Below are 19,856 nucleotides of genomic sequence, written 5' to 3' on the forward strand. Positions count from 1 at the left end.
TCAGAAATATTTCTGAAACGCCTCCTTTTTCTTGCATTCTAACAGTATTCAAATTACAGTAAATAGGACACTTCCTATTTTCGGAGTTGATATACACTATGCATTGTTGGAAAATTTTAAACCTAGAACATCATTACGGTACTACGCGTATTATTATAATGAGTGTACTAACGTTTTTATTCGTTTTTTGCACGTCTTATGTAATCTTTAATTTATTCAATGAGGAGCATTATACAGATCATTTATTTTGGCTCTTTATAATCGCTGTTATAACACTGTATCCGATCCATAAATTTTTACACTTTCTTGCACTTTACGATTTACGACAGCATTTAAAATTACGTGTGCGTATGCAATTTTATATTATTCCTGTGTTACACATGCGTATTCGTGAGCCACTGGCAAAGCATCGTTATATTTTAGCATTATTAGCACCCTTTATCGTCCTTAATACGACTATTTTAGTAGGTACATTACTTTTACCAGTATATACACATTATGGTACATTATTATTAGCTTATCATTGTAGTTTATGTGTGATTGATATTCTGTACGTGAAATATTTATTGCATTCACCGAAAAATTCGCAAATTGAGGAAACACCTAAGGGCTATGAAATTTTAGTTCCACCGACCATACATTAAATTCCTTGTACTTGTGTTTTGATGATATTCTTTGTTATGCTATTACTATTGAAAGAGGGGAGGAATAGACTTGCTATTAATGATTGTAGTGCTATTCTCGGTATTCTATTTATTTCAAATAAACCGCATGACATATACGCTATGTGTGCGACGTGAAATTCCCGAAGAGAACCAACCAAAAGTATTCCGAACGATCAATATACTTATTACAATATTACTTGTCTCATTCTATATTGAAATTTTATACGCCGTATAAAGGAAACAACAAAGACATTCGCACCTACTCATACAGATGACAATCAGTTGAGCCCCCATGCAACAACTTATCATTGTCCGTATGTGGCACGAATGTTTAATAGTGCAAGAAAAGCTAAGAGTATAAAGCTCTTAGCTTTTCACAATTTTATTAATTAGTATAGGAACGCTGCACCAACGATAATTAATAAAATAAATAACACAACTAATAAAGCAAAGCCTGAGCCGTAGCCACCGCCACCGTATCCTCCGTTGCCCATAACTTCACCCCCTTTCTTTTCTATATCCTATGCGCTTTGAATTTTGAAATATAGGCAATACTCAAGGGGGAACCATTTTGTTTTTAAAGCGTTTATGTTATAGTAAAAAATGGACGAAACCATGTTAGGAGAGAATATCCACTATGAAAAAAACAGTTTTATCTTTAACATTAGCTGCTTCTGTTTTAGCGCTTGGTGCATGTAGCGGTGGAGATGACAAAGCAATCATTACTTCTAAAGTAGGCGATATTTCAGTAGCTGATTTTAATGAAAAAGCAAAGGCTTTAACAGGCTCATTTGTCATGCAACAAATGCTTACTGAAAAAATATTAGCTGATAAATACGACGTAACAGATAAAGAAGTAAAAGAAGCATATGATATGACAGCTGCACAATTTGGCGATGGCTTTGCACAAGCACTTGCAGAAAGTGGCTTAACAGAAGAAGGCTTTAAAGATTCTTTACGTGTACAGCTTCTGCAAGAAAAAGCTGTAAAAGATTCATTTGATACAAAAAAATATTATGAGCAAATGAAAACAGAGTTAAATGGTCGTCATATTTTAGTAGCTGATGAAGCAACAGCGAAAGAAGTCATTGAAAAAATCAAGGGCGGCGCTAAATTTGCAGATGTAGCGAAAGAATATTCAATAGATACTGGCTCTGCTGAAAAAGGCGGAGAGCTTGGCTGGTTCTCTGTTGGGGCAATGGTCGATGAATTTAATGATGCTGCCTATGCACTTGAGTTAAATACATTAAGTGAGCCTGTTCAATCAAGCTTTGGCTACCATGTGATTGAAATTACTGAAAAACGTGATGTAGAAGGTATTGGCTCATTTGAAGAAGAAGAAGAAAACATCGTTGAAACAATGTTTGCAAGATTAAAGCAAACAGGTGCTGATCAAGCCCTTGCGAAGGATATTGTGGCAAAATTAGCAAAGGAAACGGATATTAAAACATCTGATAAAGATTTAGAAGCATCATTAAAAGTCTTTACAACAACAAGTGAGGAACAAGCAAAAGCAGCTGAAGAAGAAGCTAAGAAAGCTGAAGAAGCGGCTAAAAAAGAAGCTGACAAGAAAGACGATAAAGCAGAAGAGACAGACGAAGAAGCTAAATAATCGAGATACTTGTTATAACTATAAAAGGGAGCATCTGAAATACGAGATGCTCCCTTTTAGCTATTTCACTTTAAATTGGCTAATTTCAGCTTGTAAATCGTTTGACATCGATTGAAGAACATTTGCTGAGCTTGCAATTTCCTCATTTGACGCAGTTTGCTGCTCTATTGATACAGCAATATGCTGTAAACCTGAGGATGTGTCGTTCGCAATTTCTACAATCTCTTTGACGGCATCACCTGTTTGGCTTGCCTTGTCATTGACACGCAAGACAATATTTGTTACTTCATTTGTACGAAGACTAATCTGCTGCACATAATCTACAATATTTTTAAAAGCATCGCCTGTCTGTTCAACGGATTCCCGACCTTCATCTACAAATTTTGTACCACTATTAATAGCATTAACAGCACCTGATGTTTGGTTTAAAATATCGTCCACTAATGTTCGAATATTATCGGCAGCCTTTCCTGATTCCTCCGCTAGCTTTCTAACTTCATCCGCAACAACTGCAAAGCCTTTTCCTGCTTCTCCTGCTCGTGCCGCTTCAATGGATGCATTCAATGCAAGTAAATTTGTTTGATCCGTAATGCTTGTAATTAACGCGACAATCGTACTGATTTCCTTTGATTTTTCACCTAAAGCATTCACAACCTCTGTTGATTGATGGACAGACTCATTAATGGTATTCATTTTTCCGATAGTTTGCTTAATTAATTGCAACCCTAAACCTGCCTTTTGATTGGTTTCATTCGCTGTAGCTGCAACTGCCTGTACAGCAGAGGAGACATGATCCATATCCTTAATAATTAAACCAGCAGAACTAGATAGTAAATCCAATTGCCTTAACTGTCCTTCTGCACTAGAGGCAATACCTCCAATAGCACCTGAAATTGTTTCAACCGTATAACTACTCTGCTCTGTAATAGCTGTAAATTCCTTTGTATACTCTGAAACATCTGTAGAGGCTTTATTTGCCTTCTCAATAACTGTACCAATTTGGGCTAACATATGATTAAACTCAGCTGATAATTGTCCAATCTCATCTTTAAATTTATCGTCAATACGCACTGTTAAATCACCATTAGCAGCCTTTGTCATTGCCTTTAGCACACGATTAACACGCTTTAACACAATATATCTTGTACATAATGAAATAATAACTGTCCCAATGAATAATGAAATAAATGTATTGATGGCAACACCTGCACTACCATTCAACGCCACTACTTTTTCAACTTGATGACTAATAAATTCTGAAACATATGAGCTAATAAATAAACTTATCCCTATAGCTAGTATCATTTTAAAAATTAAGCTTTTCCAAAATTTAATTTCCTGCGAAAAAAGTACCTCTTTATCCATTGTTTTTCCCCATTCCTATGTATTTCTTTCTATATTCTAAAATAAATACTAGTATTGGTACAATTGATAGGCTCTACTATTTTATATACAAACCTTTAGATCTAAATCAAATATTTTCAATTTAGATAAAAAGTAATAAAAATTTCCTTCTTATTAACATTTTCTGCACAAAAATAAGGCTACTAAGAGGTTTCTTGGTAGCCTTTGATTTCTAAATTTTAGGTTTATAGAAGGAACGATTATCGAGTGGGAAAAGTCGCTCTGTAAATTCACCTTGAGTTGTTTTTCCTAATGCTCTTGTTAGCATATTCATCTTCGCATCAATATTGTCAATATAATGTAAGATTTCTGCTTCCTGTAGCATCGGTTTTTTCGGGCTGCCCCATTCTTCCTTCCCATGATGAGACAATACCATATGTTGTAACAGCATAACCTCTTCACCTTCTATATCTAATTCGCTCGCAATTTTCGCAATTTCATTGACCATAATCGTAATATGCCCTAGTAGATTACCCTCGACTGTATACATTGTCGCAACCGGTCCTGATAATTCAATTACTTTACCAATATCATGTAAAATAATACCTGCATATAATAAATCACGATTAAGCGTTGGATATAAATCCGTGATCGCTTTGCCAAGCCTTAGCATAGATACCATATGATCTAATAAACCCGATGCATAGTCATGATGGTTTTTAGTGGCAGCTGGAAACACTAAAATAGCCTCCTGATGCTTTTTAATGGCCGCTCTTGTAATACGTGAAATATTCGGATTTTTAATATCAAAGAAAAATTGTGTTAATTCTTCATAAAGCTGTTCCTTTGGCGTTGCTGAGGACGGCACTAAATCATGGATCGCAATCCCTTCCTCTGGCTTTGCGACACGAATTGATTTAATGCGTAATTGATTTTTTCCTCGATAGTCATGGATTTCTCCACCTACACGCACGATTGCTTCAGCATGATACATATTTTCATGCTCCTCGTTTGTGTCCCATAGCTTTGCCTCAATATCGCCACTTTTATCTTGTAAGATCAGCGACATAAATGGCTTTCCAACTGTTGTAATTCCTTTTGTCGCTTGTTTAATTAGTAAATATTGATCAACTGGCTCTCCTACTTGAAGCGTTGTAATGCCTTTCATGTCGACGCCACTCCCCTTTCATTTGCTAGCGCTGTTATATCAACAATTTGCTCTTTTTGCCAATGTCTAAGCATTGTATCATGGCAAGTAAAATATAAAATTTGGCGTTCATATCCTACTTCTTTCATTAATTGTACCATTTTGTCTGTACGGTTTCGATCAAAATGGACAAATGGATCATCCATTATTAGTGGAAATGGAGCAGAGCTTATCAATGTTTTAGCAAGTGCTATACGCAAGGCAATATAGGCTTGCTCCTTTGTTGCCTGTGATAATTCAACCATTTGATAGCGCAACCCTGCAACATCTTGCACCGTAAAGTAGCCCTCATCATTAATCGACAGTCTCTCATAACGGCCACCTGTTAGTAATTGGAATATCTCATTTACCTTCGCTAAAACATGCGGTAATTTTTCTTCTCGAAGGCGGAATAATGTTTCATGAATAGCTGTTGCCACAGCCTTTTTAGATGCCCATTGCTCCACAAGCTGTTGCAACTGTGCTTTTTCTTGTTCAAATTGTTGAAGTAATTGTCCATAGGTTTCATCATTTAAGAGCTGATCTTTTTGAATTTGTAATGTGGCACGTTGCTCAAGGCATTGGTCTAGCTCCTGCTGCACCAAGTTTTGGTCTTGCTCTAAAGCGCGGATACCTTCCATAACAGACGCCTCTTGTAATCCCTCTTGATTAGAAAGATTCAAGGCTGCTAACTGATTGTGAATTGTTTGAAGCTCTGTTGTAATTTTTTTCTGCTGCTCAAATTGTTCATGTACTTCATAATACGCTTGCTCATTTTGCACATTTGCAGCACCAAATAACTGAGTGATATCAGCCATATAGCTCTCTATACGTGACTGTATCCCTTTTATTTTTATATGAAGGCTCGCTAGTTGCTCATTCGTTTGCTGTGCCTGCTGCTGATTTTGCTGTGCTTCGAGATAGGCTGTGCGTAAATACATATATATTTCTTGCTCACTGTATATCCCGTCTACAACCTGCTGTAGCTGTTGATAAAGAATCTGCTTTTCTGCCTGCACTGCTTGCAGAAGGTGATAGGTGCTCGCTTTTTTGGCTGCTAGTTCCTGCACAGTGCGAATTCGCGTAAACAATTCAGGCATTAAGGTTGTAGCTATAGTCCCCTGTAATCGGTAGCGTTTTAAAAATTGCTGCAATACTTGGGTAGCTTCCTCGCTGACCATTTCAGCCTGCTGAATTTTATATTCCAACTGAGCATATTGCTGCTCCTTTTCTTGTTGCTGCTCACTCACATGTACCCAGCGATCCTCAAGTCTTTGTTTCTTTACAAGTATCGCCTGTGCCCTTGTTTCCACTTGCTCTAGCTCTCGTATAAGCTGATCATGCTCTCTATTAGATGACCCATCAGCCTGTTTACTATATTTTGTCAATAAAATAATAAGCACTGATACTACTACACCAATAATGGTCACAACCATATTTTTTTCCATTACACCATACATAATTGCTAAAAGTCCGATAATACATGCCAACCATATTACATACTGTGGCTGCTGTTGTGCACGCTGCCATTTGTCGGCACGTAGTTGCTCAAGTTGATGTTTCTGGTGTGGCCACTGTGTTAAAATATGTTCCTCCTCCGGTGTTAATGACTCCTGCTTGAGTCGTTGCTGTTGCTTTGCCATATTGTCTAAATCGATATGAACCTGCTCCATTGAACGCAAATAAAACTGTTGCTCCGCCTGTGCCTCCTCCAGCATACTTAGCTGCTGCTGAAATTGCTCTTCCTGCTGCAATGAAACCGTTTCTCCAAGCAGTATTTCCTGTGCCTCTTCTTCCTGCACGCCTAGTAAACGAAATTGCGCTTCAATTTCTTGCTCAAGTAAATAAAGATCATCTTGTAAATTTTGTGCCTTTGCAATTAATTGATGCCATGTCGCCTCTTTTTGCATTAGGAGAGCCATTTCATTGACTGTTTGTTCATCCACTGTAGCGAATAGTTTATGCTGTAATGCTTGATACTGCTCTTCTAATTGCTTAAGCTGTTGACGTTCATGTAAAAGGCGATCCTTTACTTGCTCATAGCGTCTAATGCCTTCTGCTGGAAACTGGATATGCTGCTCATTGGCAAGTGCTTGCTGTAGCGTCTGCTGCTGTTTGATCAACGGTAGTGCCTGCTTTTGGATGGTGAGTTGCTGCCACTGCTGCTGCTGTAATTGCTGTGTATGATAGAGCTGCTCTAGTCTTTGCTCGAGTGCCTGTAATTGCTGTAATTTATCCTCAAAAGTTTGAATTTTTACTTGTTCCTGTCTAATCGTTCGTTCAAGCTGCTTTAATTGCTCAAGCTTTTGGTTTATTACTGGCACTTTACCTGTTTTTTTAAAGAGTTCACCAGCCTCTTTCTCCATTTTCTTTTCAACGGCTGACAAATGCTGTATTCCTGTTGTTCCTGAGGCAAGTAGCAAATGTGTGAGCTCCTCCTCTGACATTTTTTCGATTCCTTGTAGCTCATGCAATGAAAAAGAAAAAATAGATTCAAAGGATGCTTTGGGATAACCATATAATAGCTTCGCTAACAATTCCTCCTGTCCAGTTGTACCATCCTCTAAATAAACGGTGACATCTCCTACAGCCTTTCCTTTCACACGCTCAATTGTGCAGTGACCATATAATGGATGTGATAACGTAAGCTGACCTCCATATTTCGTCGATACTTTTGGTTCATATTTACGCTGCGGCTGCTGTCTTGTTGGAAAGCCAAAGAGGATTTGTAAAATAAACTGTTGAATGGTCGTTTTTCCTGCTTCATTCATGCCATAAAAAATAGTGACACCCTCGTTTAAGGAAATGATGATATTTTCATGCTTACCAAAGCCATAAATGTGGATTTTTTTTATTGTCAGCATGCTGTTCACACCCTTTGAATTTCTTCTACTAGTAATGCCTGAGCGTTGTTCACTAATTGTTTAATATCCTCTTCAGTCAGAGGGTCAATCAGCCGAGCGCCACCTGCATATTGATACAAATCCTTTAAAATATCCTTCCATTCATTGCTATCCCACTGCTCCATTAGATCGACAACAGTTTGAGTAATGGCTGTATGGTTATCTAATCGAGCAGACTTTTGCACTATTATTTTTTGCACCCAGCATATGGGCTCCAGTCCTTCTTCTGCCTCTCGTATTGTCTCTAACCATGCATCTACTGTTGCATGTTCAAATAAAGCCTCCGTTTGTTCATCAATATGTTGTAAGTGTAGTTCTACTACTGATGCCCCGTATTTTATCCGATGAGCAGCAATCGCTTCAGTACATTTATTTAATAATTCATTGGCATGTATAACATTCGCACACTCTACCGCTATCGTGTTATAAACAACCGCAGAGGTAGGGGAAAACTCTAGCTCAGCAGCATTTTGTGACAATGTTACATCATAAAAGCCCTTTATTCCTTGTTCCTTGCGATGGCGACTTTGAATATTGCCTGGATAAACAATGGGGGGCTCCTGATGCAAAAGCTGGCGCTTATGAATATGCCCTAATGCCCAGTAATGATAGTTTTTATCAAGTAACTGCTGCTTGGTGAAAGGTGCGTACATAGCATGGGAGGTATCACTTGCCTCGCTACCATGGAGCATCCCAATATGAATCACCTGCTGATCTTGTGCAATGGGGTATGTGTCAATCATCGACTGCTTTAAATGCCGCTTATTATAACTAAAGCCGTAAATATTAACTTGCTGACCACGAATTTTTAATTGGACTACACTTGTCTCCGCAGGTAGCTCATAAACATTACTTGGCAAAGCAAAGCGGGTCCATGTGCCATTTAAGTGATCATGATTACCATAGCTAATAATCACAGGGATATTATGCTGAAAAAGCTTTTCCATTGCATCCTGAAACCTGCGCTGTGCTGGCAAGCTTCGATTTTCGCCATCATAAATATCTCCTACAATCAGTAGAAAATCAGGCTTCTCTTCAATTGCCTTGCGAATAATTTTATCAAAGGCATCAAAAGTGCTGGACCGAATTTTTTTTAAAATATGTTCAGGTAAGCCAAATAACCCTTTAAATGGACTATCTAAATGTAAATCTGCCAAATGAAAAAAACGAATTGCTGACATCCAATCACCCCAACTATTGACCACTTTGTGAGCTGTTTCAAACCCTAACAAAAGAGGCATCTTATAAAAACGAATATTTGTTCTATTTTACCATATTTCTTGATGAATGGAAAATACTTTACCTTTAAAAACACCTTCGCCTTACTTTTTCCACAATTTTCGTAATTTATCAAAAAATTCACTAGTTTTATCGTGAAGTTTAGAAATCTTCTATGTATAATAGAACTATATTTAAGTAAAAAGGTGGGGTTTGTATGGAGAATTATCGTTTTACAGCTTTTGAAAAAACAGGGGAAACATTGTTTGATGAAACATGGACATTTGAAAATGATGAGATTGCTAAAGTAAATGGACAGCAGCAAATTGAAGAAAAAGGCGTTGCTGAAAAAACACATCGTCTTGTTAACTCTTCAGGTAAATTAATTTTATTCCATGTTTAGTGACTGGTAAAAGGCACATAGTAAATATTGCTACGTGCCTTTTACTATCGCTATTTTCCAATAAAGGCTGGTGTTCTTTTCTCCACAAACGCATGGATACCTTCTAAATGATCTGTTGTTTTACGCATAGCGGATTGTCCTTCCGCTTCCAATGCTAGGATACTTTCTAGCTGAGTTAAATTTTGAGCATGTAGAATTTTTTTCGTTGTAATCATAGCAGCAATAGGTGAAGCAAGCATTTTCCCAACAAGCTGATCTGCCATAGCAAATACTGTGCCATCTGACGCCATATAATCGATTAATCCTACATCCAATGCTTCTTTTGCTGTTAGTACCTTTCCTTCCCAAATCATTTGTTTAGCTTTTACAGTGCCCACACGCTCCTTCATAAAGAAATGACCACCACCATCGGGGATAAGCCCTATACCAATGAAGTTCATTGCTAGCTTGCTATTTTCACACGCTACAACTATATCTGCTCCTAGCGTTAGACTAAAGCCCAATCCTGCCGATGCACCATGAACTGCCGCAATAACAATCATTGGTAGCTGATAATAGGCCTTGACAATACGTGTAAGATAGGTCATTGCTTCGTCAATATCTAGGGGATTGTCTTTATCAAGCATTGCCTTAATATCGCCACCTGCTGAGAAAACCTTCCCTTCTCCACGAATCACAAGCACCTGTATATCTTGCTCCTGCTGTAGTGCCTCAAAGCATTCTGCAAGCTCACGCATCATTACCCCATCCATTGCATTCATCGCCTGTGGTCTGTTCAATGTGAGTGTTGCCCGGCGTTCTAATTTTTCTAGTGTGATTGTTGAAAACTCCATCTCCATTACCCCCATATGAATAGTCATTCACTATATATTATTCGTGTTTTTTTAGAAAACTCCTTCTACCCTACGCAAAATTACGCTTGTTATGCTATATTAAAGGACGAATATTGTTATAAAGGTGGTTTATGTATTTTGACACAAAAAGACTATCGTGTATTGCTTTATTATAAATATGTTACGATTGAAGATCCTGAAGCATTTGCAGAGGCACATTTAGCATTTTGTAAAGAAATCGGGCTTCTCGGCCGTATTTTAGTAGGTCATGAGGGAATTAATGGTACGGTTTCAGGGACAATCGCACAAACAGATGCTTATATGAATCATATGAAGGCAGATCCTCGTTTTAGTGATATAATGTGGAAAATTGATGAGGTTGAAGGCCATACATTTAAAAAAATGCATGTACGTCCTCGCCATGAAATTGTTCATTTAGGTTTAGAGCAGGATATTAATCCATTAGAAATGACAGGCGATTATTTAGCGCCTAAAGAATTTATGGCGCAAATGCAGGAAGAAGATACCGTTATTATTGATGCACGCAATGATTATGAATATGATTTAGGTCATTTTAAAGGCGCAATACGTCCTGATATTGAAACCTTCCGTGAACTGCCAGCATGGATGGAGGAGCATAAAGAGGAATTTGCCGATAAAAAGATTCTAACCTATTGCACAGGCGGCATTCGCTGTGAAAAATTCTCAGGCTGGTTAAAGCGTGAGGGTTATGGCAAAAGTGTAGGTCAATTACACGGAGGGATTGCTACCTATGCTAAAGACCCTGAAGTAAAAGGCCAGCTTTGGAATGGACAAATGTTTGTCTTTGACCGCCGTCGAAGTGTGCCGATTAATCAAGTAGAGCATGTTATTGTCGGCAAGGATTATTTCACAGGAGAGCCTTCTGAACGTTATATCAACTGTGCAAACCCGGAATGTCATAAGTTAATGCTATGTGAAGAAAAGCACGAGAACTTTTATATGCGTAGCTGTTCAGATGATTGTCGCCGTGCCGAACGTAACTTTTTCGTGGAAGAAAACGATTGGACGAAAAAACAGGTTGAACAGCAAATTGCTAAGATTGCAGAGGTTCAAAAATCAAATTGTTAATAATTAGTGAGATAATGCATTATTAGAAGATCGTTTCTCGGTAGTTTGAGCAAATGAAAATTCCAGATCTGATCAATCATTTGATCCAAGCCATCGTTGCGGATGGATTCCCGTCTCATATCGTGGTCTAAGTAATCATTTTAAAGTGCTTACCGCTCAAAAACTTAAGCATAGTGTTCCTACCCTAGCATTATCAATTCGTTCAAAAAGAGCACCGTTCACCAAAACGATGCTCTTTTTCTCTCCTATAATTGCTGTGATAAATAGCGTCCTACCTGTCGTCCGCTAAATAAACAGCCTCCTACAAAAGTGCCCTCTAAAGCGCGGTAGCCATGCACACCACCGCCTCCAAAACCGCTTACTTCACCTGCAGCGAATAGCCCTGAGATAGGCTCTCCGTCCATCCCCAGCACAGCGCCATCTAAATTTGTTTGCAAGCCCCCTAATGTTTTCCTTGTTAAAATATTCAATCGTACTGCAATTAATGGCCAGTTTTTTGGGTCTAAAATTTTATGAGGCTTAGCCACACGCACTAATTTATCGCCAACGTACTTTCTTGCCCCATGAATAGCATTTACCTGTAAATCCTTTGTAAATTTATTATCCATTTCTCGATCTCTTGCTAGAATTTGCTCTTTAATTTTCATAAAATCAAGGAGCTCATTGCCCGCTAGTTTATTCATGCCAGCTACAAGATCCTTTAAGTCATTGGCAATTACAAAATCTTCACCATGCTTTTTAAATGCCTGAATAGGTGCGGGCGGACCTGGCAATATACGCTTTAGCACATCACCAATGCTTTTATTTGTTAGATCTGGATTTTGTTCTGAGCCTGATAATGCAAATTCTTTCTCAATAATTTTTTCAGTTAAAATAAACCATGAATAATCATACCCTGTTTTTTGAATAGCTTCTAAGGTGCTAAGCGTATCAAACCCTGGAAAATTAGGTGCATGGAAACGATTCCCCTCTGCATCAAACCATAGCGAAGAAGGACCAGGTAAAATGCGAATGCCATGATTTGGCCAAATAGGGTCCCAATTTTTCAATCCCTCTGTGTAATGCCACATGCGATCACGATTGACAATACGTCCACCAGCATGCTCTGTAATCTCTAGCATTCTGCCATCTACATAGGCTGGTACACCACATACCATATTTTTAGGTGGTGTGCCGAGACGCGCTGGCCAATTTTTGCGTACTAAATCAAAATTGGCACCAATCCCACCACTTGCCACAATAACGGCACGTGCTTCATAGGAAAACTCCCCAATCCCAAGCCTTGAGCTTTTCTCACCTCGATTAACAAACGTTTCTGCAAGCACAGTTCCGCAAACTCCGGTGATTTGCCCATTATGCTGAATAAACTCATCCACTCGATGCCTAGGCTTAAAATCAATTAAGCCTTCGTTGATTGCCTGTTGTACTTTATCAGCAAAGGGCTTTACTATACTAGGTCCTGTTCCCCAAACAATATGGAACCTCGGCACTGAATTGCCATGTTCCCCCGCTAACGAACCGCCTCTCTCTGCCCATCCAACGACTGGAAAAAATTTAATACCCTTTGACCTTAACCACTCATATTTTTCGCCAGCAGCAAAATCAACATAGGCTCTTGCCCACTTATATGCCCAAGAATCCTCATCTTCCAAACGATCAAAGCCTGCTGTTCCGAGCCAATCCTGCCATGCTAGCTCCCTGCTATCCTTAATACCAAGCCTTCGTTGCTCAGGAGAATCTACTAAAAATATCCCCCCAAATGACCAATATGCCTGTCCCCCCATTGAATTTTCAGACTCTTGATCGACTAATAGTACCTTTTTCTTTGCATCGACTAGCTCACAAGCTGCAACTAAACCTGCAAGCCCTGCACCAACTATTGCAACATCATATGTCATTCATACACCCCCATATCAATTGTCCTTCACTAACATTCTGTTTTGGCAGCTTGTTTACCTCCTTTTCATTTTATTTGTCTAAAATGTGACAAACAAAATGTTCGCTTTCTCTCTATAAACGATCGAATATTAGCATAAATTATCTATTTTATTCCATTTAATTACCAGCTGTTTTTTAGCCCTCAACTTCTTTAAAGCCCGATATCATCAAATTTTATAAATAACGTGAACGCTTACATTGTGCATTCCAAAAAAGACGAACATTAAGTCAAATATATAATAACATTGTTCGTTTATGGTTATTTTTCAGACTCTTGAAGTCAATATTTTTAAAGTTTTTTAGAAATATCGTTGACAAAGGTGAACATTAGGGATTATGATGTTAACAAATTTAATCATCTGAAATATCATGACGGAGACATACTAATCGCAAGAAAATCCTCAGAGAGCTGATGGTTGGTGTAAATCAGTGATTTCTACGATACTAGTTCCACTCCTGAATAGATAGGCTGAACAATGCTCAGTAGGTCTATCCGTTGCATGCACGTTACGCATATAGCTAAGACTGCAAGAATGCTTTTTCTAGCAGTGATTAAGGGTGGTACCGCGAAAGCCAATGTTGTTGATTCAGCCTTTCGCCCCTTACAACACATTCACTGTGTTTGTAAGAGGTGAAAGGCTTTTTATATTGTTATCGATCTGGAAAGGAGACTGTTTATATGTAATAAAATGTTCGAATTTTCTCACTGTTGTAGATAAAAGACCATAAAACATTTTTATATAAAAGGAGCTAATTATAATGACAACTGCTACAAAAACAATTAACGTATTTATTGCTGATCCACTAAGTGAAGATGGTATTTTCCCATTACGTCAAGAACAAGAATTAGATTTAAATATTATTGTAGATACCGGCCTAGCACCAGAGGAATTACTGGCGAAAATTGCTGATGTAGATGTATTGCTAGTACGCTCTCAAACAACTGTAACACGTGAGGTAATTGAAGCGGCGAAAAACTTAAAATTGATTGGTCGTGCAGGTGTTGGTGTCGATAATATTGACCTTGCTGCTGCTACTGAACACGGCATTATTGTGGTCAACGCACCCGATGGTAATACAAACTCAGCTGCCGAGCATACAATTGCGATGATGACTTCACTTGCCCGTCATATTCCACAAGCTTTTAATACATTAAAGAATGGGAAATGGGATCGTAAGTCTTATGTTGGCGTAGAGTTAAAAAATAAAACTTTAGGTGTTGTAGGCTTCGGTCGAATCGGCGTTGAAGTGGCTTATCGTGCCAAAGGTCAACGTATGAATATTATGGCATACGATCCTTTCCTAACGGATGAACGTGCAAAAGAATTAGGAGTAACAAAAGCAACGGTTGAAGAAATTTGTGCAGCAGCAGATTTTATTACGGTACACACACCACTTCTTCCTGAGACACGTAATCTTATTAATAAAGATAAATTTGCATTGATGAAAGACGGTGTACGCCTTATTAACTGTGCACGTGGTGGTATTATTAACGAGGATGATTTATATGACGCTATCGTCGAAGGCAAAGTAGCGGGCGCAGCTCTCGATGTCTTTGTTTCGGAGCCAGCAACAGATCATAGACTGCTTACTTTACCACAAGTAATCGCAACACCTCACTTAGGGGCATCTACAATTGAGGCACAGGAATCTGTAGCAGTTGATGTATCGAATGATATTATTAAATTCTATAAAACAGGTACTGTCACAAACCCTGTTAATATGCCATCTATTCCTAAAGAAAAGCTTGCACAAGTAGAGCCCTTCTTTGAATTAGCAGAAAAGCTTGGCTCATTCCTATCTCAAGTAACAATTGAGCCTGTAAAGGAAATCAACTTATCTTATGCTGGTCAAGTAGCCAACTATGATGTACGCCCATTAACTTCAAATGCATTAAAAGGCTTACTATCTAAAAATCATGGTAATCATGTCAATGATGTCAATGCTCGTTACCTATCTGAACGTATCGGCATTAAAATCAATGAACATAAAACAACAACAGCAAAAGGTTTCACAAGCTTAATCACAATTGAAATTATTACAGCTAATGAAACACATACAGTAGCGGGGACATTATTAAATGGCTTAGGCGCACGTATTGTTAAAGTTGAAGATTATGTAGTAGATGTGATTCCACAAGGGCACTTGTTATACATTAAAAATACAGACAAACCAGGTGCAATCGGTCGTGTAGCAACAAAGCTTGCAGAAAAAGAAATCAACATCGCCACAATGCAGGTTGGTCGCGCGCAAGTTGGCGGTACTGCTGTTATGATGCTCACAGTTGATAACCTTGTAACTGAAGAGGACCTAGCATTTGTTGCACAGCTAGAAAATATTGATGAAGTAAAAGCGATTAACCTATAATAGCCATCACAACAAGCAGAGAGCCTTCCACTCTCTGCTTATACTTTTCTATCTTTACTATTACTATCAAGGAGCATACTAATGACGAAAATTGATTTATATACAATGTGTATCATTCAAGATGGTGAAAAAATATTATTATTAAATAGACCAAGTCAAAAGGGTTTCCCTGGATACATAGGCGCTGGAGGGAAAGTAGATTTTCCTGAAAGCTTAACCGAAGCAGCTATACGTGAAGTTTGGGAAGAAACAGGTTTAACAGTTAAAGATTTAGTCTACAAAGGGCTTGATGAATACGTTGATCCCCAGAAAAATTATAGATATATGGTTTTTAACTATTTAGCAAAATCCTTTGAAGGAACATTACTAAAAAATCCTCCAGAAGGCGAATTATTATGGGTCTCTATTCATGAAGCCTACGATCTTCCAATGCAGCCTTGGTTTAAAAGAAGATTACCATTGTTTTTTGAAGAAGGAACATTTGAAATTTATGTAGTTTGGGATAAGGATAAGCAAAATACAATAAAAGAGTCTGTTAAAAAACTATAAAATGTATACCTTCAGCAAAATCAAAAATCCGCTTTGTTCTTCTACTGAAATGAAGAGCAAAGCGGATTTTTACTGTTAATAATTATAAGACTCCTATGAAGAGCTTTTCAGATAATAACATGCTTTATTTATAGTTTATTAATCAATGCTAATAATGCCGTTAAAGAATTAACCTCATAGGTAGGAGTCACAGCACTATTTGCCACAATGTTTTCACGATTAATCCATACATTTCGCATGCCTACGCGAGACGAGCCTAAAATATCCGTATTCAGATTATCGCCAACCATTATTGCATCGTTAGCCGTAATTCCTGCCTTCTCCATAACATGCTCAAAAATGGACGCATCTGGCTTTCCTTTGCCAAAGTCCCCCGAAATAATAATATGATCAAAATAGGGTGCGATTTCTGGCGTAATTTCTAGCTTTAAGTTTTGTAAGCTTGGCGCGCCATTTGTCAGCAATACAAGCTGATACTTTCCTTTCAGTTCATCTAACACTGCAAAAGTATCTTCGTATAAAAATGGTGACACTTTACGCTCTGCCACAAAACGCTCCCCTAGCTCCGCGCCTAGCTCCGCATCATCAATACCAAGAGCAGCCAGACCCTTTGTCCAAGCGGCTGCACGATAGGTTGGTGCAATGTCCTTCATTTTTTGGAAGGAATCAGTTGGGTCATCAAAGGACCCCCACAGCCCCTCAAATGGATTGATGCCAATTAATACCGTATAATCATAGGTCTCATAGCCCTCGTATAACGCACGCGCCTCTTTGCGTACGGCTTCCTCTAATTCACCAGCATTCACATTATGTATTGTTGCTGCATAATCACATGTTCGTTCAAATGCTGTTTTAACTGATTTTTTATCCCATAGTAATGTATCATCTAAATCAAAAATAATTGTGTTAATGCCCATTATGTCCGCTCCTAGCTTCACATTGATACATCTATTTTAGCATATTTTCAAAATATTTAGCATAACAAATTAGCCTTTACGCTGCACTCCCTTATCAATGCCTACATACTAAAAATTCTCTGCTCTGTTTCTTTATCGAAGAAATGAACCTTATCCATATTAAATTGTAAGGCAATCGAATCATCCGCTCTAAATTTTTCAATAGTATGGAGCTTGACAATTACAGGATTACCATATAAATCACAGTAGAGCATCGTCTCAGAACCTATCATTTCTGATACAGTGATAGTCGCATTATAGGTTTCCTTCTCCAACTGCCCATGCCAAATATCCTCTGGACGTATTCCAACCACTAGTTCTTTCTGTAAGTAGCCCTTGTCTGACAGTAGTGACACATCTTCAGGATTGATTTTTAATAGGATGTCATTTATTTGAAGACCAGTAGCAGTTAAGATACCGGTGAAAAAATTCATCGGTGGTGAACCAAGAAAATCTGCGACAAAAATATTTTGTGGTTTTTCATATACTTCATGCGGTGTTCCAATTTGCATAATTTTTCCGTTATTCATTACAACGATTCTCGATGCCATTGTTAACGCCTCTGTTTGGTCATGCGTGACATAAATTGTAGTTGTTTGCAAGCGCTTATGAAGCAGAATAATTTCTGTGCGCATCTGCATTCGTAGCTTGGCATCTAAATTTGACAGAGGCTCATCCAGTAAAAAAACTTTTGCATCCCTTACAATGGCTCGACCTAATGCGACTCTTTGTCGTTGCCCACCAGACAAAAAATCTGGCTTCTTATTTAGATACTTTGTTAAATCCAAAATTTCCGCAATACGCACTACTCTTCTATTAATCTCTTTTTTAGCTACTTTTTGTAACCTCAAGTTAAATGCTATATTGTCATAAATACTCAAATGAGGATAGAGTGCATAGTTTTGGAATACCATAGCGATATTACGATCTTTAGGCTTTAGCTGATTGACAAGCACCTCATCCATTAATAATTCACCAGATGAAATTTCTTCTAAACCCGCTATCATTCTTAAAGTTGTTGATTTTCCACATCCTGATGGTCCCACAAGCACAATAAATTCCTTGTCCCTTACTTCTAAATTAAAATCTTCCACAGCGTTTGTGCCATCACCATATGTTTTATAGATATGCTTTAATTGTAAATGTGCCATCTAGCCCCTCCCTAAGTAATCATCAAGTTAAATGCGTACCATGAGCAGTACACATTTGACCAATATTCTTTCTAGTTACGGTTCGTTCTTTTGCGCAATTTGTCCATTAAGTGCTGCATATTCGCTCTTCTCTGCTCTGTTTCCTCTTTTAATATGTCAATATAGTAGAACCCATCAACTTCTTCTATCTGCACACGGGCGCCCACCTCTACAGGCTTGTTCATGGCTGACTGTAAAATAATCAGTTGTTCTTCTTCATCTGGATACTTTAAAAAAACCGCATAGCCATCTTCCATACGATCTAACGTGTATTTAGTCGAGCTCACTGACAAGTTCCCCTTTCTCATTTCGTAATTGTGCAGCATCTCCACTGTTTAACCAAACCTGCTGAGTTGTCCATTTTAAATAATTTTGCTGCTCCTGTGCTTGAGTGCCACTTGTAATATAAATGGTTTTACCTGGCTGTAATGATATATTAGGAAAATTAAAAACTTGATTCCCTTCTATTGAAATCAACTGCCAATCCTTTAAGGATACCGTTTGTTGCCCATTATTTTTAATTTCTACTATTTCCGACATTAAGTCTTTACTAATAATATCAATAGCTGCTGGGGCTGCTGTTTCTACTTTGTATGCCTCCTCATTGTTTACGGCATAGTTTACCCCATCTGTTGACACAATAATCGTTCCTGCTTCAGCAGTAGCATAGACTTTACTACCAACTGCCTGCAAACGCTCCATTACTTCAGCATGTGGATGCCCATATTTATTACCCTGCCCATAGCTTAATATCGTAACCTTTGGCTGTACAGCTTGAATAAAGTCCATTGAGCTACTTGTATTAGAGCCATGGTGACCTGCCTTTAGCACAGTTGCGCTTACATCATATTGCAGCATATCTTTTTCTAATGCTACACCAGCATCCCCTGTTAATAAAAAGGAGACATTCCCATATGTAATTTTTAATACAATAGAGGCATCATTATTATCTGCTGCATGTTCATCGGCATTGAGCACCTTGACACGTAAATCCTTATCAAAATCAAGCATGTCACCTGTTTTTGGCACATGATAAGGGATATTTTTGTCATCAATTAGCATTAGCATTTCTTCAAAGGTTTGTGAAGTATGTACCTTACCTGAATCATAAAATTGTTCAATGGAAATACCATTTAATACGGGAATCAGTCCGCCAATATGGTCAGCATCAGGATGTGTTGCAACGACTAGATCAAGCTTATTGAAACCAAGCTCCTTTAAATAAGCAACAACCTCTTGTCCTGCTCCTTTCACACCTCCATCAACAAGCATCGTTTTCCCATTTGGCGACTCTATTAAAATTGAATCACCCTGTCCTACATCAATAAAGTGGACACGCATATCGTGACCAGCTGTGACGGGCATTTTCTCTGTCTTTACTGCCTCTGTACAGCCTGCTACTAAAAAAACACAAAGCAATACTACGATTATTTTTTTCATTGACTAACTCCCCTTTTCTTTTTCTATTATACAAAAAGAGAGCTAACCATGGAGGCAGCTCTCTTTTTCTTTCAACAACGATTCACCATAATACTGTCTACTCACAAATATCAATACGATTGTTGACGAAGAACCTTAAACT

At 38.2% G+C, this 19,856-nt stretch carries 18 protein-coding genes and 1 other annotated feature; of the genes, 7 read left to right on the top strand and 11 right to left on the bottom strand.

Translation table 11 applies throughout. The features are described 5' to 3' along the window. The first annotated feature begins 98 nt into the window (after positions 1 to 98). Together ADM90_RS11440 and ADM90_RS11445 are read left to right on the top strand one after the other, a co-directional pair. Positions 99 to 644, top strand: coding sequence for a DUF3267 domain-containing protein (locus ADM90_RS11440; RefSeq protein WP_053995145.1), 546 nt, complete (start codon positions 99 to 101; stop codon positions 642 to 644). Between the two features lie 70 nt (positions 645 to 714). Next, positions 715 to 900, top strand: coding sequence for a hypothetical protein (locus ADM90_RS11445; RefSeq protein WP_053995146.1), 186 nt, complete (start codon positions 715 to 717; stop codon positions 898 to 900). Between the two features lie 154 nt (positions 901 to 1,054). Here ADM90_RS11445 and ADM90_RS23825 read toward each other — a convergent pair whose 3' ends face one another. Beyond that, on the bottom strand, positions 1,055 to 1,159 hold the full coding sequence (locus tag ADM90_RS23825) for a YjcZ family sporulation protein (protein ID WP_004230765.1): 105 nt from the start codon (positions 1,157 to 1,159) through the stop codon (positions 1,055 to 1,057). Positions 1,160 to 1,302: 143 nt separating this feature from the next. Here ADM90_RS23825 and ADM90_RS11450 point away from each other — a divergent pair, with 143 nt between their 5' ends. Further along, positions 1,303 to 2,277, top strand: coding sequence for a peptidylprolyl isomerase (locus ADM90_RS11450; protein ID WP_053995147.1), 975 nt, complete (start codon positions 1,303 to 1,305; stop codon positions 2,275 to 2,277). Between the two features lie 60 nt (positions 2,278 to 2,337). Here the strand turns inward: ADM90_RS11450 and ADM90_RS11455 are convergent, their stop codons facing one another. The 4 genes from ADM90_RS11455 to ADM90_RS11470 form a co-directional block, all read right to left on the bottom strand. Continuing rightward, complete coding sequence (locus tag ADM90_RS11455; protein WP_053995148.1) at positions 2,338 to 3,642, bottom strand: methyl-accepting chemotaxis protein; 1,305 nt, start codon at positions 3,640 to 3,642, stop codon at positions 2,338 to 2,340. A gap of 211 nt (positions 3,643 to 3,853) precedes the next feature. Next, positions 3,854 to 4,789: a 3'-5' exoribonuclease YhaM gene (gene yhaM, locus ADM90_RS11460; RefSeq protein WP_053995149.1), complete on the bottom strand. Its 936-nt coding sequence runs from the start codon at positions 4,787 to 4,789 to the stop codon at positions 3,854 to 3,856. Beyond that, positions 4,786 to 7,671, bottom strand: coding sequence for an ATP-binding protein (locus ADM90_RS11465; protein WP_053995150.1), 2,886 nt, complete (start codon positions 7,669 to 7,671; stop codon positions 4,786 to 4,788). The genes yhaM and ADM90_RS11465 overlap by 4 nt, the downstream gene beginning before the upstream one ends. A 5-nt stretch (positions 7,672 to 7,676) precedes the next feature. Next, a complete protein-coding gene (locus ADM90_RS11470) occupies positions 7,677 to 8,891 on the bottom strand; it encodes a metallophosphoesterase family protein (protein WP_053995230.1) in 1,215 nt (404 codons plus the stop codon). A gap of 254 nt (positions 8,892 to 9,145) precedes the next feature. On the opposite strand from ADM90_RS11470, the gene ADM90_RS11475 reads away from it, so the two are divergent. Next, positions 9,146 to 9,331, top strand: coding sequence for a YhzD family protein (locus ADM90_RS11475; RefSeq protein ID WP_053995151.1), 186 nt, complete (start codon positions 9,146 to 9,148; stop codon positions 9,329 to 9,331). Positions 9,332 to 9,381: 50 nt separating this feature from the next. Here ADM90_RS11475 and ADM90_RS11480 read toward each other — a convergent pair whose 3' ends face one another. Beyond that, the gene (locus ADM90_RS11480) at positions 9,382 to 10,164 is read right to left on the bottom strand and encodes an enoyl-CoA hydratase (protein ID WP_053995152.1); all 783 of its coding nucleotides are present in this window, start codon (positions 10,162 to 10,164) and stop codon (positions 9,382 to 9,384) included. A gap of 138 nt (positions 10,165 to 10,302) precedes the next feature. On the opposite strand from ADM90_RS11480, the gene trhO reads away from it, so the two are divergent. Further along, the gene (gene trhO / locus ADM90_RS11485) at positions 10,303 to 11,274 is read left to right on the top strand and encodes an oxygen-dependent tRNA uridine(34) hydroxylase TrhO (protein WP_053995153.1); all 972 of its coding nucleotides are present in this window, start codon (positions 10,303 to 10,305) and stop codon (positions 11,272 to 11,274) included. A 245-nt stretch (positions 11,275 to 11,519) separates the two neighbouring features. On the opposite strand, the gene ADM90_RS11490 is transcribed toward trhO, so the two are convergent. Beyond that, a complete protein-coding gene (locus ADM90_RS11490; protein ID WP_053995154.1) occupies positions 11,520 to 13,172 on the bottom strand; it encodes an FAD-binding dehydrogenase in 1,653 nt (550 codons plus the stop codon). Positions 13,173 to 13,572: 400 nt separating this feature from the next. Then, positions 13,573 to 13,818 (top strand) — a binding site (T-box leader). 153 nt (positions 13,819 to 13,971) lie between these two features. Here ADM90_RS11490 and serA point away from each other — a divergent pair. Both serA and ADM90_RS11500 read left to right on the top strand, forming a co-directional pair. Next, on the top strand, positions 13,972 to 15,579 hold the full coding sequence (gene serA / locus ADM90_RS11495) for a phosphoglycerate dehydrogenase (RefSeq protein WP_053995155.1): 1,608 nt from the start codon (positions 13,972 to 13,974) through the stop codon (positions 15,577 to 15,579). Positions 15,580 to 15,660: 81 nt separating this feature from the next. Continuing rightward, on the top strand, positions 15,661 to 16,128 hold the full coding sequence (locus ADM90_RS11500; protein ID WP_053995156.1) for an 8-oxo-dGTP diphosphatase: 468 nt from the start codon (positions 15,661 to 15,663) through the stop codon (positions 16,126 to 16,128). A 128-nt stretch (positions 16,129 to 16,256) separates the two neighbouring features. Here the strand turns inward: ADM90_RS11500 and ADM90_RS11505 are convergent, their stop codons facing one another. The 4 genes from ADM90_RS11505 to ADM90_RS11520 form a co-directional block, all read right to left on the bottom strand. Next, a complete protein-coding gene (locus tag ADM90_RS11505) occupies positions 16,257 to 17,045 on the bottom strand; it encodes an HAD family hydrolase (RefSeq protein ID WP_053995157.1) in 789 nt (262 codons plus the stop codon). Positions 17,046 to 17,146: 101 nt separating this feature from the next. Next, complete coding sequence (locus tag ADM90_RS11510; protein ID WP_053995158.1) at positions 17,147 to 18,235, bottom strand: ABC transporter ATP-binding protein; 1,089 nt, start codon at positions 18,233 to 18,235, stop codon at positions 17,147 to 17,149. Between the two features lie 71 nt (positions 18,236 to 18,306). Beyond that, entirely contained in the window at positions 18,307 to 18,561 is a 255-nt protein-coding gene (locus ADM90_RS11515; RefSeq protein ID WP_053995159.1) for a DUF3006 domain-containing protein, read from the bottom strand. Next, complete coding sequence (locus tag ADM90_RS11520; protein ID WP_053995160.1) at positions 18,548 to 19,714, bottom strand: MBL fold metallo-hydrolase; 1,167 nt, start codon at positions 19,712 to 19,714, stop codon at positions 18,548 to 18,550. The genes ADM90_RS11515 and ADM90_RS11520 overlap by 14 nt, the downstream gene beginning before the upstream one ends. Between the last annotated feature and the right edge of the window lie 142 nt (positions 19,715 to 19,856).

The organism is Lysinibacillus macroides (assembly GCF_001281525.1).
Classification (GTDB): domain Bacteria; phylum Bacillota; class Bacilli; order Bacillales_A; family Planococcaceae; genus Lysinibacillus; species Lysinibacillus macroides.